A 14,671-nucleotide genomic window follows, 5' to 3' on the forward strand; every position below is an offset into this window, starting at 1 on the left:
TTTTCCCACTTAACACCGGGTTAAAATAAAGAAGTGAAATAATAACAAAACCTATAAAAACAAATATATGCGGTAAAAATCTTTTGAAAAAAGATGTCATGAAATGTGTGTTTTTAGACCTATTGAAAAAGTCAAATTAATCAATCTCTTCATAATCGATATACTCCCCTACCTCTTTATTAGAAGTGCTTCGTTTCGATTTTTTAGTATAGTTAATTTCTCCATCAGTAGACGGCTGCTGTTGCTGTTGATACTGATCGAATTGTTGTTGGAATTTCTCTCCTGCTTTCTTTGTTACATACTTAAGCAATAGAGGACCAAATATTCGCGTTATAATCTTTACCCCATAATACACTAATGCGATAATGAGAATAATTTTTAATACCCCTACAACGGAAGCTTCTTGCATATTATTTTTTTTCAAAAATAATGAACTCCACATACAAATACCCGCATTCAATCCCAAAAAAATGATAATTTCTCCTATATTTGGTCTAAATCTGTTGAATATGAGCCCAAAATCTATTCTGATACTTATTAGCTTTCTCACAATAAGCTATTCTTTATCAGCGCAGTACACCAAAAAAATAAACACAAACAGACCTGGAAGATCTCAGGGAGCATTCTCTGTGGGGAATAATGTGCTTCAAGGAGAAGGTGGTTTCGGGTTTGGTAAGGAAAAGCATACATTGCGCGATACCCAAACAAGCTTTTTTACAATGGACTACGAAGCACGCTATGGGTTATTGATAGAACAATTAGAAATACGCCTTGATGGAACTGCTCGCGGGGATGTAGTAAAAAGAACTGTTGGTGCTAATGAACAGAAAACAACTCGTTTTAATTTTGTCAACAATACAATTGGAGCAAAATATTTGGTATTTGATCCTTATAAAAGACCTAAGAAAGATTCTATAGACCTCAATAGTTGGAAAGCACAACATCGATTTAAATGGAAAACACTTATTCCAGCAGTTTCTGTATATGCCGGAATGAACTTCAATACAGCTGATAACCCATTTACACCTGTAGATGACCCTAGTATCAGCCCTAAATTTGTACTAATTACCCAAAACAACTGGACTACCAATAATTTTAAAAACTGGGTATTAGTCACGAATATCATTATAGATAAGATCACAACCGAAAACCCTACATATGGATGGATTATCACCACCACGCATACGATCAATGACAACTGGGCTGTCTTTGGGGAATATCAAGGGCAAAAAAGTGATTTCTACAGTGATGATCTTTTTAGAATCGGAGGAGCTTATCTATTAAATAACGATATACAGTTTGATGCCAGTTTGACTACAAATTTTAAAGACACTCCTTCTATATTCTCACTAAACTTTGGAGGGGCCTATCGATTTGATTGGCACAAAAAAGATGAAATCATCTTAGAAGAAGGAGAAAGTATCGGAATACAAGAAAACCCGGATGACCTCGAAGATAATGAAGGGGATAATTTCGAAGATATTGATTCTGAATTCGAAGAAGAAGAAAACGATACGTTAAACGCTAGAAAAACACCATTCATTAACGACTTCGAAGATGATGATCATCGACAGGAAATCGAAAGAGAATTGGATGAACGCAGAACAGCAGAACGATTAGAACGAGAGCGAATCGCTAATGAAAAACAAGCTAAAAAAGACGACAAAAAATTCAGAAAAGAAGAACGAAGACGTCTTAAGCGAGAAGCAAAAGAAGCTAAAAGAGCTGAAAAAGCCCGTTTAAAAGAAGAAAAAGAAAAGGCTAAGATGATCAAGGAAATTGACAAAGAGCTTGATCAAATGGAAAAAGAACAAGGAGTCGATCAGGAACTGGATGAGATTGATAAAGAACTACAAAAACTAGACAATCTAGAAAAGGAGCTCTTCAATGAAGAAGAAAAGGATACGAAAGAACTTGAAAAAGCGAAAGAAAAAGAGCTGGAAGAAGAGGAAGAAGACATTGATGCTCAATATGAGCAAATGAAAAAAGAAGAAGAAAGGGCTCAAAAGGAAGAAGAAAAGCGATTAAAGAAAGAAGAAAAGAGAAGAAAAAAGGAAGAAAAGAAAAGAAAGAAAGAAGAGGCAAAAGCTAAAAAAGCTGCAGAAAAAGCCAAGAAAGAAGAAGAAGAAAAGGAAAAAGAGTTAGAAGAGGATGACGGAGAAGGATTATAACATATTTTCTCAAAACATATAGAAATCATTCCTCTCTAAGCAGTATATTTTCATAAAAGAATATATATTTGCTATGAACTAGAGAATATCTATGATTACGACAAAAGAAATTACCTCAAAAGGAGATTTAACCACGTTTGTTAAATTTCCTTTTGAAATATACAAGAATTCCCCTTATTATGTTCCCCCAATCATAAAAGAAGAACTGGATGCCATTGACCCTTTAAAAAATCCTGTCTTCAAAAATGCCGTAGCTAAATATTTTTTAGCCTACAAAAACAATAAAGTTGTGGGACGTATTGCCGCAATTATCAACTGGATAGAAGTAAAAGAACAAAAAAAGAAAAAAGTTCGCTTTGGTTGGTTAGATATGATTGATGATATCGAAGTTACCAAAGCATTATTACAAGAAGTAATCAAATTTGGCGTAGAACATTCTCTGGAATTTATGGAAGGACCGGTTGGTTTTTCTAATATGGACAAGGCGGGAATTCTTATTAAAGGTTTTGAAGAACTCAATACCATGATCACCTGGTACAATCATCCTTATTATCGTACCCACCTAGAACAGTTAGGTTTTGAAGATGCTGCTACCTGGGTAGAATATCGCATAAAAGTCCCCACCAAAACAAAAGACAAGGTTGTTAAGTTTGCAGATATTATTAAGGATCGCTATAATCTAAAACTTATCACTTTCAAAAACAGTAAGGCAATTTTACCTTATGTAAATGAAATGTTTGATCTTTTAAACAAAACCTATAGCAGCCTACAAACCTTTGTCCCTATACAACAATATCAAATCGATATGTATAAGGAGAAATACATCCCATACATCAACCCTGATTTCATTACCTGTATTAGCGATGAAAAAGGAAAACTAATTGCATTCTCTATCGTTATGCCATCTTTCTCCAAGGCACTGAAAAAAATGAAAGGAAAAATGTTTCCTTTTGGCTTTTTACACATTCTTAAAGCACAACGAAAAAACAATACAGCAGCCTTTTATTTAATAGGAATTGATCCTGAATATCAAAACAAAGGAGTAACAGCACTCATCTTTAAGGAAATGAATGAAACCTTTATCAGAAAAGGGATTAAAATTGTAGAAACCAACCCTGAACTGGAGGAAAACAAAGCAATACAAGCATTGTGGAACGGCTATGAGCACGAACTACATAAAATGAGAAGAACCTATAAAAAAGCATTGTAAACAACCCCATAAAAGAAAGAAAGCAATAGTTCAACCCCTAGTACAATTGTCTGATCACTTTCTAAAAACAACCCCTTATTTAGATTACTGAATTCTTACGTCCCTTTCCCTATACGATAATATTAATTTTTAATACAGAAAAGAGACGAAATGAAAAAGTTTGTAATGTACAGTTCGGCAATCACATTGCTGGCATTAACCGCAATCACTACTGGAGCTTGCTCATCAGATGATGATATTTCAGCAACTCCGGTCGGAGATATCAGCCCCACTCTAGATTCCGATGGAGACGGAGTTGTTAATATTACTGAAATTAGTATAGGAACCAATCCTTATAACGGATGTGATTTCACCACGCAAGATCAAGATCGGGAGCTTATTGACGACGATTGGAAATCCGGTGATTGTGATAATGACGGATTAGAAAACGGTATTGAGCTTGATCTGGATATCGATCCTCTGGACAGGGATTCTGACGATGATGGAATTGATGATAAAAAAGAAATTGACTGGGAACTGGATCCTAATGATGACGATTCTGATGATGACGGAATTCTTGATGGAGATGATGATTTTGATAACGACGGTACTCCCGATAGAGATGACGATCACGATGACCGTGATGACCGTGGAGAAAAACTCTAACCCCTTTCCCTGCTTTTAAAAATTCAAAAAACAATTGTACGAAATAAAAAAGGAGTTTACTTTATCAAGTAAACTCCTTTTTCTGTTTGGATTCAGCCTTTATAAAGACTGTTAATATTTATTCTCCCATTACAGAAATTAATTCCGCAGAGATTTTTCTATATGTTCCATTTTCCAGTGTTTCTCTAATAGCAGAGAAAGCTGCAAGAGTCTCATCTATATCCTCCTGTGTATGAGAAGCTGTAGGAATTAATCTTAATAAAATTAATCCTTTAGGGATTACCGGATACACTACAATAGAACAGAAAATCCCATAATTTTCTCTAAGATCTTTTACCAATGCCATTGCTTCAGGAATACTTCCTTTTAAGTATACCGGAGTTACACAACTCTGAGTAGTTCCTAAGTCAAACCCTCTTTCTCTCAATCCGTTTTGCAACGCATTGACATTCTCCCAAAGTTTATTTTTAAGCTCTGGCATTGTTCTGATCATATCCAGTCTTTTTAATGCTCCAACCACCAATTGCATCTGCAATGATTTAGCAAACATCTGAGATCGTAGGTTGTACTTCAAAAAGTTAATAATTTCCTGATCAGCAGCAATAAAAGCTCCAGTACTAGCCATAGATTTTGCAAAAGTAGCAAAATACACATCTATTCCATCCTGAACTCCTTGTTCTTCTCCTGTTCCAGCTCCTGTCTTCCCTAAGGTTCCAAATCCATGTGCATCATCTACAAACAATCTGAAATTGAACTTTTCTTTTAGGGCTACAATTTCTTTTAGCTTTCCTTGCTCTCCACGCATCCCAAAAACTCCTTCAGAGATCAATAGTATTCCCCCTCCGGTTTTTTCAGCCATTTTGGTAGCTCTCATCAGATTTTTCTCTATACTAGCCATATCATTATGCCTATAGGTATATCGCTGTCCCTGATGAAGTCTAACCCCATCTATAATACACGCATGTGCATCTACATCATATACGATAATATCATCTTTGGTAACCAAAGCATCAATGGTAGAAACCATTCCTTGGTATCCAAAGTTTAATAAATATGCTGCCTCTTTATTGACAAAAGCAGCCAATTCATCCTGTAATTGCTCATGAAGGTCAGTATGCCCACTCATCATTCTTGCTCCCATAGGATATGCAGATCCATAGGCCGCTGCTGCCTCTGCGTCAACTTTTCTCACCTCTTCTTTATTTGCTAATCCGAGATAATCATTGATACTCCATGTTACTACTTCCCTTCCCTGAAACTTCATTCTATTAGATATGGGTCCTTCTAACTTAGGAAAAACAAAATATCCTTCTGCTTGATCTGCCCATTTCCCTAATGGTCCTTTATCTTTGTATATCTTATCAAATAAATCTTTCATTTATCAAAAAATTGACTTTATTAAGATTGCGAAAATACATAAAATCGAGTTCATGACATAATATTATCTCCATTGAGTTTCATTATATCCAAAATTGTCATTATTATTTTCTACTATACTCTTACGAAAGAGCAAACAATTCTTATTTACTAGTATTCTTATATTATTAAAATAATTCTCAAAAAAAATAAGCACTATAAGATACATCCTTATAATGCTTTATTTTCTATATCAGTTTATACCGTTAGCTACTTAACAAACTGAACTTTTATATCTTCTAATTCGTGATTACTATCTGAAAAACCTTGTTCCATCATCCAATCATCACTAAAAACTTTACTCATATACCTGGATCCGTGATCTGGTAATATTACAACAATATTGCTATCTTCTGTAAATTCACCTAATGCTGCAAATTGCTTTATTCCCTGAACAGCAGCACCACTAGTATACCCTAAGAACAATCCTTCTTTTCTAACCAGTTCTCTTGCTGTATGAGCACTATCTTCATCACTTACTTTTTCGAACTGATCAATTACATCAAAATCAGTTGCCGTAGGAATCAGGTTTTTCCCTAATCCTTCTATTCGGTATGGGTAAATTTCTTTATCGTCAAACTCTCTGGTTTCATGATATTTTTTTAGAACAGATCCATACGCATCTATTCCTAAAATCCTTATATCATTATTTTGTTCTTTTAAATATTTTGCTGTTCCTGAGATAGTTCCTCCGGTTCCACAGCAAGCTACTAAATGTGTAATTTTACCATTTGTTTGGTTCCATATTTCAGGACCTGTAGAATTGTAGTGCGCATCAATATTTAATTGATTAAAATACTGATTTATATACACTGATCCTTTGATCTCTTCATGTAATCGTCTGGCTACTTGATAATAGGATCTAGGATCATCCGCACTAACATGAGCTGGACAAACATATACTTTGGCCCCCATATTTTTTAGCATCGCTATTTTATCCTTAGATGACTTGGAGCTAACTGCCAGAATACACTCATATCCTTTTATTACACTCACCATTGCCAAACTGAAACCAGTATTTCCACTGGTTGTTTCAATAATGGTATCTCCCGGCTTAAGGATTCCCTGACGTTCTGCTTCTTCTATAATGTAAAGTGCGATTCTGTCTTTTGTGGAATGTCCCGGGTTAAAGGATTCTATTTTAGCATAAAAATTCCCAGGAAAGTCTTCTACTATTCTGTTAAGTTTAACAAGTGGGGTGTCACCTATAAGCTCCAGAACATTGTTATACGCTTGTATGTCTTCTCTCATAAGGTAGTGTTTAACGCCTTTTTATTTTTTCAAAACGTTACAAAAACTTCACGAAGTTACGTTATTTTTTTTAATTACTTATTTATCCCTTCTAAATCTAATAAAAATGCATATTCTTCCGCCACATCTTTTAGCGCTTCAAATCTTCCTGAAGCCCCACCATGACCTGCATCCATATCCGTATGCAGTAATAAAACATTTTTATCAGTTTTTAATTCTCTTAATTTGGCTACCCATTTTGCAGGTTCCCAATATTGTACTTGCGAGTCATGAAATCCTGTTGTCACTAATACATTTGGATACTCTTTTGCCGCTACATTATCATATGGCGAATACGATTTCATATACTCATAATATTCTTTTTCGTTAGGATTCCCCCATTCATCATATTCTCCGGTAGTTAAAGGAATCGAATCATCAAGCATTGTTGTTACCACATCTACAAATGGAACCGCTGCTACAACTCCATTATACAATTCTGGTGCCAAATTCATCACTGCTCCCATCAATAATCCTCCAGCTGAACCTCCCATTGCATATAAATGTTCTGGAGTAGTATATCCTTCTGCTATTAAAAACTTAGAACAATCAATAAAATCTGTAAAAGTGTTCTTCTTTTTTAGCAATTTCCCGTCTTCATACCAGTTTCTTCCTAAATATTCGCTCCCTCTTATATGAGCTATTGCAAAAATAAACCCTCTATCCAATAAACTTAATCTAACTGTAGAGAAATAAGGGTCAATCGTTGATCCGTACGAACCATATCCATATTGCAATACTGGATTCTTTCCATTTTTTTGTATTCCTTTTCTATAAACTAAGGACATTGGAATTTTAGTTCCATCAGCTGCTGTCGCCCAGATTCTTTCTGAAACATAATTTTCTTTATCAAATCCTCCTCCGAGAACTTCCTGTTCTTTCTTGACTTCTTTCTCCTTAGTTTCCATATCGAAATCGATAACGGAATTTGGAGTTGTCAATGCATTATAGGAATATCTCAATACTTGTGTATCAAAGTCTGGATTGGTACCTATGTATGCTGTATAAGTCTCATTGTCAAACGGCAGGTAATAATCAGCCTTGCCATCCCATCTTTTTATATTGATTTTATTAAGACCATTATCTCTTTCTGTAATAACCAGATAATCTTTAAAAATTTCGATATCTTCTAATAAGACATTTTCTCTATGAGGAATTACATCCACCCAATTTTCTTTTGCTGTTTCTTTTTCCGAAACTTTCATCAATTTAAAATTAGTGGCATTGTCTTTATTTGTCAACACATAAAACTCATCTCCATAATGTGCAATAGAATATTCGAGTCCTCGTGTTCTTTCCTGAAAAACCTTAAATTCTTCCAGAGGCGCATCTGCCTTTACGATACGGCACTCTGTCGTCATAGTACTATTAGAACCTATAATGATATACTTATCTGATTTTGTCTTGTACACATAAGTATTAAAAGTATCATCATCTTCACTATACACAACTACATCTTCTGATGCTGGTGTTCCCAGGATATGTCTGTAAATTTTATGTGATCTAAGTGTCTTGGGATCTTTCTTAGTATAAAACAATGTTTTATTATCTGCTGCCCAGGTACTGGATCCGGTAGAAGCATCAATTGCTTCTGGATACAACTCCCCTGTTTTCAGGTTTTTTATACGAATAGTGTAATTTCTTCTACTTACTGTATCAACACCAAAAGCCACTAAAGAATTATCAGGACTTACATTCAGTCCTTTCATATTAAAATAACTATGACCTTCTGCTTCTTTATTACAATCAAACAGCAATTCTTCTTTGGCATCCAGACGCTCCTCTTTTCTTAGGTAAATAGGATAATCTTTATTTTTTTCGAATTTGGTTATATACCAGTATCCGTTATATTTATATGGTACTGAAGCATCCTCCTCCTTAATTCTTGCTTTCATTTCTTCAAAAAGATTTTTCTGAAAATCTTTTGTATGAGCCGTCATCTTATCATTATAATCGTTCTCTCTTTCAAGATAATCGATCACTTCAGGGTTTTCTCTTTCTTTTAACCAGAAATAATTATCCAAGCGTCGGTCCCCATGTTTTTTATGATATGTTTCTTTTTTTTCGGCAATTGGTGGTTGATGCACTTCTGTCTCCAATGTCTTCTTTGAATTAGTATTACACGAAGCTCCAAAAATAAGTGATAATAGGAACATAACCTTCAGACTTTTCATAATATTATTTTAGTTTATTAACAAGCAAAGTACTAATTTTGTTCTTAACTAATTCTTAAAAGACATATAAATGTTTGGAGACATGATGGGAATGATGGGTAAATTAAAAGAAGCCCAGCAAAAGGTTGAAGACACCAAAAAAAGACTTGATACTGTTTTGCTAGACGAGACAAGTTCTGATCAATTACTAAAAGTAACTATCACTGCTAATCGCACAATAAAAGACATTAGCATTAGTGATGAATTATTAGAGGACAAGGAGCAATTAGAAGACTACCTAACCTTAACAATCAATAAGGCAATTACCCGAGCCTCTCAGATTCATGAAGCAGAGTTGGCTGCAGCAGCTAAAGAAGGAATGCCTAATATTCCAGGAATGGATATGTTTAAGTAATATTATTTTCTTTATATAACAAAAAAAACGGAAGCTTAAAAGCTTCCGTTTTTTTTGTTCGTTAGTCTCTATTTGATTAATTGTTGATTAATCTAAATTCTGTTCTTCTGTTTACTGCATGCTGACGTTCTGTACAAGAAACTCCATCTGCACATCTATTCTTCAATCTGTTCTCTCCATATCCATTTGCTACCAAACGGCTCGTATTAATTCCTTTTGTTATCAGGTAATCAACTACCGCTTTTGCTCTTCTGTCAGAAAGATCTTTGTTACTAGCTTTACTACCTCTGGAGTCTGTATGAGAAGCGATTTCCATTTTAGTTCCCGGGTTGTTTGCCAATACCGGCATTAATCTGGTATCAATAATATTTTTAGCTTGTGCTGTTAATGTTGCGCTTCCTAAGTTCCAGTTGATTGGTAACGCAGAATACTCTACTAAAGAACATTCTACTTCTCTCCAGGTAGTTAATCCTCCTTTTTTAGAAACAACCTCTTTTTTCACCGTCTTATAAGTAGCTGGCACTACAATTTCTTCTGAATATGCATCTTTTACCAATACCGTTTTCTTTACTGTAGAGTATTGTGCTGGAATTTCTTTTTCTACAACTCTAGCTGGTTCAGAAACCACTCTTTTAGTATATGTTGCTGTTTGCTCAGATATAGGCGATTTCTGCACATTTGCATTACTTGCTAATGTCTTGGTAGGAATTGTTGTAAACTCTGCCGGGTATCCTTTATAACACCAGTAACGACAATCATCAGGATTAGAAGAAGCACAATCAGGTGCAGGCGCTCCTAATTCCCATTGTGCATATGCAGGTTTAATTTCTACTGTTTCAGACCCATTTCCTAATTTTGCAGGAATAACTTTTAATGTAGAAGCTCCCTGTTTCTTTACATAAGTAACCGTTTCTGTTTTGTATTTAGCAGGAATAACAGTTAATACTTTAGATGCTTCTTTGACTAAAACTTTCTCAGTAACAACTTCATAAGTTGCTGGATACGATTTTAATTTTTTATACTCAGGAGTTACCATCACTTGTACATCTTGATTTTCATACACATCTGGAGTAGTACAGCGAACATAACATTTCCCTGGTTCCGGATTTTGGGGTAAATCTTGAGCTTTAAGCCCTGTACCTAAAATTAAAAAAGACACTAGTAAAGCGATTTTTTTCATAGTCGATTATTTATGTGGTTATTACTTGTTGATTTTTAAAGGTACAAAATTAAATACATGAAAAACAGGACTTCCAACTCTTAGTTTAAAAAAAAGATGCTTTTCGACCACTTGTTCTTTTTTTCGACAAAAGGCAATCCAGAAGGTTTTTGAGATCAGAATATATTTTTCATTTTCCTTTTAATTCCATATTTTTATCAAATTCATCATTAGTAATAACTAAAATTTGACACTATGTTTGAACTTAAAAATAAGGAAGGATCACAATATCATTTTACACTCAAAGCAAAAAACGGACAGGTGATATTAAGTAGTGAAGTTTACAACAGCAAAGCTGCTGCTCAAAATGGAATTGCTTCTGTTCAGAAAAATGCTTCACAGGATAATCGATATGAACGAAAAACAGCTAAGGATGGAAGATTCTTCTTTAACTTAAAAGCTTCTAATGGTCAGGTAATCGGTAGTAGTCAGATGTATACCTCAGAATCCGGTATGGAAAACGGAATTAATTCTGTAAAACAAAATGCTGTTGATGCACAAATCAATGAAATTTAATTTTTTTTAAGTGTTTATAAAAACATTAGAAATTTATTTGTCTGGACATCCCTTACGATATATAATTTCTAATGTTTTTACTTTTTCAAAAGCTTCAGCACATAGTTGTGCTGCTCTTGTGTATAATCTAAGTGAGTAACAAATCGCAACTTCCCTTCTCCCATCCCATAAAAAAGGACTCCTTTTGCCTCCATATCTGCAATAAATTTTTGTGCGTCTCCTTTTATTTTAAAAATAACAATATTAGTATCCACTGGCGCTACTTCTGAGACAAATGAAGCTTTTTTGAGGGTTTCTTCCAATTCTTTTGCTTTCTTATGATCTTCGGCTAATCGATCAATATGATGTTCCAAAGCATATAAACCTGCTGCTGCCATATACCCTACTTGTCGCATTCCTCCTCCAAGTACTTTTCGAACCCTTATCGCCTCTTTCATAATAACCGAATCTCCTAATAAAACAGATCCTATCGGTGCACCTAAACCTTTACTCAAACAAACAGAAATCGTATCAAATACAGCTCCGTATTGAAGCGGGCGCTCCTTTTTTTCTACCAATGCATTCCATATTCGGGCTCCATCCAGATGATACCCCAATCTATGTGTTCTGCAAACCTCTTTTATCCTTTCTATTTCTGAAAAATCATAACACGCCCCTCCTCCCTTGTTTGTTGTATTTTCGATACACACTAAACTTGTTTTAGGACTGTGATAAAAATCCGGAGGATTTATAGCTTCCTGTACTTGATCATATGTGATCCTTCCTCGTTCTCCAACCAGTAGCTTACAGGAAACACCACTATTAAAGGACACTCCTCCTCCTTCATAGTTATAAACATGCGCATAATGATCCGCTATTAATTGTTCCCCGGGATTGGTATGCAATTTAATTGCTGCCTGATTCGCCATGCTCCCAGAAGGGAAAAACAACGCTTCTTCTTTACCAAACATGGTGGCGAGTTTTTCCTCCAATGCATTCACACTTGGATCTTCTTTATACACATCATCCCCTACTGCTGCACACATCATCGCTTCTAACATCTCTGGAGTAGGTTTGGTTACCGTATCACTTCTAAGGTCTACTTTCATTTCTTTTACAACTATACATTTTAATTAATACATGCAAGAATCACTTCCTATAGGAGAGCCATCCGGAATTTTTGGAGCAGAAATCACTTTAAAACCTTCCGGCTTTTTCATAAAGTCCCGAATTTGTTTTTCATAATATTGATCATACATTCGCTGAGCTCCCTGAGCTGTACTTTTTTTAAGCATATCCATAATCGAAATAAGTTTAGCCTGTGCTATTGCATTCACCTGAGGATATACTTCTTTATGCACACTTAAATTCTTTAAATATTTCAGCAAGTTCCGTTTTACAACCTCCTGAATTTCCTGATAGTACCCATCTTTTTGTTTCTTTTTAAAAACCTCGGCAATCAATTCATCCATAACCTCTGACAATCCTAACTGAGAGGAATCCATTCCTTTTTGTAGCACTAATCTCGAAGCCCTCTGAGGGTGGAGCAATAATGACAAGCTCATATCACTGGCCGTCTCTGCTACACTAATCGGATCGAAACTCACTCCTGTTTTCCCTTTAAATGATTCTCTTGTTCGCCAATACCCATAAGCTCTCGGAGGAAATAGCTTTAATTTATCTTGTGGAATTGCCAGTGTTTCCGGCAATATTGTTTTTATCAATGTATTAAGTGCTACTCGTTGTTCCACATTAGAAACTACCGAAGTAATATGTTGCTCATCTCCTTTCACAGCATAATTATAAGACAATCCTCCTATCAACTTTACTGCTGCTTCTGTTTGATACCTGTGAAAAAAGTATAAAGGAACAAATACATCTTCCAAAACAGTATAGGGCTCTCCGCTTCTGATATTATCTTTAGAAAAATGTGCAATCGCAGTATTACGTACTTCAAGTACCCTTTTTAACTCTTCTGAAGCACTTGCGCCGTTATCCCACAAATGTGCTCCGGCATGTGCCCCTCCAGGGGGTCTCGCATCACTATCTGAGATAAATCGATGCCCTTCCTGATATGCTTTATCCAAAATTGCATTCAACGCTTTTTTCTCCTCTATTCCAGCTTCAAATTGAGAATAACTGTATGCCACAGTCACTTTATCCCAGTCTCCTATTCCTACAGCGTATGCATTCGACAAGTCAATCTGCCCATCTTTGAGTGTAATAAGCGGATGCGGATAATCCATAACAGAAGCTCTATTATGCATACTTGCTGCAAAATTATGTGCAAACCCAATAGTATGCCCCACCTCATGAGCTGATAATTGACGTATACGACTTAGCGCCATTTCCAGCATCTCATTATAATTATCATCTCTTTGCTCGAAAGGTTTGTTCAACAATGCCTGGGCTATTAAGAAATCTTGCCGTATTCGCAAGCTTCCCAAGCTTACATGACCCTTTATAATCTCTCCTGTTCGGGGGTCCACAACACTTGCCCCATAACTCCAACCTCTCGTCGAGCGATGCACCCATTGAATAACATTATACCGTACATCCATCGGATCTGCATCTGCAGGTAACATTTTTACCTGAAAAGCATTTTTAAACCCAATAGCCTCAAATGCTTCATCCCACCATTTTGCTCCATCCAGTAAGGCCGATTTTACAGGCTCTGGCACTCCCGGATCCAAATAATATATAATAGGTTCTTTTGCCTCACTTATTGACTGTGCAGGGTCTTTCTTTTCCAAACGATGTCGTGTCACAAACCTTTTTACGATTGGCTCTTGTACAGGAGTAGCATAATCCAGATACGATATAGAAATTGCTCCACTTCTAGGATCAAAAACTCTTTTTTTATACCCTTTATCTGGCAAAGCTACAAAAGAATGATGCTGTACCAAACTAAAAGAACGAGCATCCGAAGCCACAGACCGAACTTGATGCCCTTTTGGTGTTCCTTTAAAAGTAACCAATGCTTCAAATTCTACATTATTAGGGAACGCCTTGGTTCTTTCTAACTGAATAGCACTCCGGCTCTTATCAATCGAATACACCCCGTCTTTACGCCTTTTTAACAACCCGATAACCCCATTAACATCTTCTAATAGAAAAGATGTGATATCAATTATATACGTATTCCCTTTTGTTTCTTTAATCGGAAAACCATGTAAGACAGAACTGGCAAAAGCTTGCCCCACACTCTTTTTTTCTAACTCATTCGAAGTAATCGCCCTGTATTTCAGATTTGGCTGAACTAATAACAATTTATTTCCGGCTTTCTGAAACTTAACCACAACCCCATTTCCTATTTTTCCTCTATCCAAACCTACATCATTAGACCCTAATCCCGAAGCAAGAGAATACACATACAAAAACTCTGTATCCAGTTGATCCACTGCTAAAAATATCTTATCCTCCTCCTGACTGTAATAAAAATCAAAAAAACCTTTATAAGAAGACATATTTTTTTGTTTTTCTAAAAATTGCCCATGTGATAACAATCCTATCAATAAAAACAAGAAAAAGTTATATTTTTTAAAAAAAGAAGCCTTCATAATGTTAAAATTTTATAAAAGCCTAAAACTATAAAATTATATCAAATTTGTTTCTTGCTGAATTGTTAAATCTTATTTTTGCCAAAAAAGTAAACGA

The 14,671-nt window shown here is 35.4% G+C and carries 12 protein-coding genes; 5 read left to right on the forward strand and 7 right to left on the reverse strand.

Annotation, left to right across the window (positions count from 1 at the left end):
- Positions 1-136: 136 nt before the first annotated feature.
- Positions 137-409 carry a DUF4834 family protein gene (locus ACFSTE_RS20185; protein ID WP_176029867.1) on the reverse strand — a complete coding sequence of 91 codons (273 nt, stop codon included), beginning with the start codon at positions 407-409 and terminating at the stop codon, positions 137-139.
- A gap of 100 nt (positions 410-509) precedes the next feature.
- Between ACFSTE_RS20185 and ACFSTE_RS20190 the strand changes: the two genes are divergently transcribed.
- The 3 genes from ACFSTE_RS20190 to ACFSTE_RS20200 all read left to right on the forward strand — a co-directional run bounded on the left by ACFSTE_RS20190 (position 510) and on the right by ACFSTE_RS20200 (position 4,026).
- Positions 510-2,171, forward strand: coding sequence for a transporter (locus ACFSTE_RS20190; protein WP_378255390.1), 1,662 nt, complete (start codon positions 510-512; stop codon positions 2,169-2,171).
- 91 nt (positions 2,172-2,262) lie between these two features.
- Positions 2,263-3,381, forward strand: coding sequence for a GTP cyclohydrolase (locus tag ACFSTE_RS20195; protein WP_176029865.1), 1,119 nt, complete (start codon positions 2,263-2,265; stop codon positions 3,379-3,381).
- A gap of 150 nt (positions 3,382-3,531) precedes the next feature.
- Positions 3,532-4,026, forward strand: a complete 495-nt coding sequence (locus ACFSTE_RS20200) for a hypothetical protein (RefSeq protein ID WP_378255392.1) — start codon at positions 3,532-3,534, stop codon at positions 4,024-4,026.
- 118 nt (positions 4,027-4,144) lie between these two features.
- Here the strand turns inward: ACFSTE_RS20200 and ACFSTE_RS20205 are convergent, their stop codons facing one another.
- The 3 genes from ACFSTE_RS20205 to ACFSTE_RS20215 all read right to left on the reverse strand — a co-directional run bounded on the left by ACFSTE_RS20205 (position 4,145) and on the right by ACFSTE_RS20215 (position 8,906).
- On the reverse strand, positions 4,145-5,404 hold the full coding sequence (locus tag ACFSTE_RS20205; protein WP_176029863.1) for an aminotransferase class I/II-fold pyridoxal phosphate-dependent enzyme: 1,260 nt from the start codon (positions 5,402-5,404) through the stop codon (positions 4,145-4,147).
- 248 nt (positions 5,405-5,652) lie between these two features.
- Entirely contained in the window at positions 5,653-6,693 is a 1,041-nt protein-coding gene (locus ACFSTE_RS20210) for a PLP-dependent cysteine synthase family protein (protein ID WP_378255394.1), read from the reverse strand.
- A 74-nt stretch (positions 6,694-6,767) separates the two neighbouring features.
- Positions 6,768-8,906 carry a S9 family peptidase gene (locus ACFSTE_RS20215; protein WP_176029861.1) on the reverse strand — a complete coding sequence of 713 codons (2,139 nt, stop codon included), beginning with the start codon at positions 8,904-8,906 and terminating at the stop codon, positions 6,768-6,770.
- 70 nt (positions 8,907-8,976) lie between these two features.
- Between ACFSTE_RS20215 and ACFSTE_RS20220 the strand changes: the two genes are divergently transcribed.
- Positions 8,977-9,300, forward strand: coding sequence for a YbaB/EbfC family nucleoid-associated protein (locus ACFSTE_RS20220; protein ID WP_378255397.1), 324 nt, complete (start codon positions 8,977-8,979; stop codon positions 9,298-9,300).
- A 76-nt stretch (positions 9,301-9,376) separates the two neighbouring features.
- Here ACFSTE_RS20220 and ACFSTE_RS20225 read toward each other — a convergent pair whose 3' ends face one another.
- Entirely contained in the window at positions 9,377-10,480 is a 1,104-nt protein-coding gene (locus ACFSTE_RS20225; RefSeq protein ID WP_176029859.1) for an OmpA family protein, read from the reverse strand.
- 234 nt (positions 10,481-10,714) lie between these two features.
- Between ACFSTE_RS20225 and ACFSTE_RS20230 the strand changes: the two genes are divergently transcribed.
- The gene (locus ACFSTE_RS20230) at positions 10,715-11,035 is read left to right on the forward strand and encodes a YegP family protein (protein ID WP_176029858.1); all 321 of its coding nucleotides are present in this window, start codon (positions 10,715-10,717) and stop codon (positions 11,033-11,035) included.
- A 77-nt stretch (positions 11,036-11,112) separates the two neighbouring features.
- Here the strand turns inward: ACFSTE_RS20230 and ACFSTE_RS20235 are convergent, their stop codons facing one another.
- Entirely contained in the window at positions 11,113-12,123 is a 1,011-nt protein-coding gene (locus tag ACFSTE_RS20235) for a threonine aldolase family protein (RefSeq protein ID WP_176029857.1), read from the reverse strand.
- 24 nt (positions 12,124-12,147) lie between these two features.
- Positions 12,148-14,481 (reverse strand): zinc-dependent metalloprotease, encoded by a 2,334-nt coding sequence (locus tag ACFSTE_RS20240; protein WP_378298356.1) that lies wholly within the window; start codon positions 14,479-14,481, stop codon positions 12,148-12,150.
- Between the last annotated feature and the right edge of the window lie 190 nt (positions 14,482-14,671).

The organism is Aquimarina hainanensis, assembly GCF_042684685.1.
GTDB classification, from domain to species: Bacteria; Bacteroidota; Bacteroidia; order Flavobacteriales; family Flavobacteriaceae; genus Aquimarina; species Aquimarina hainanensis.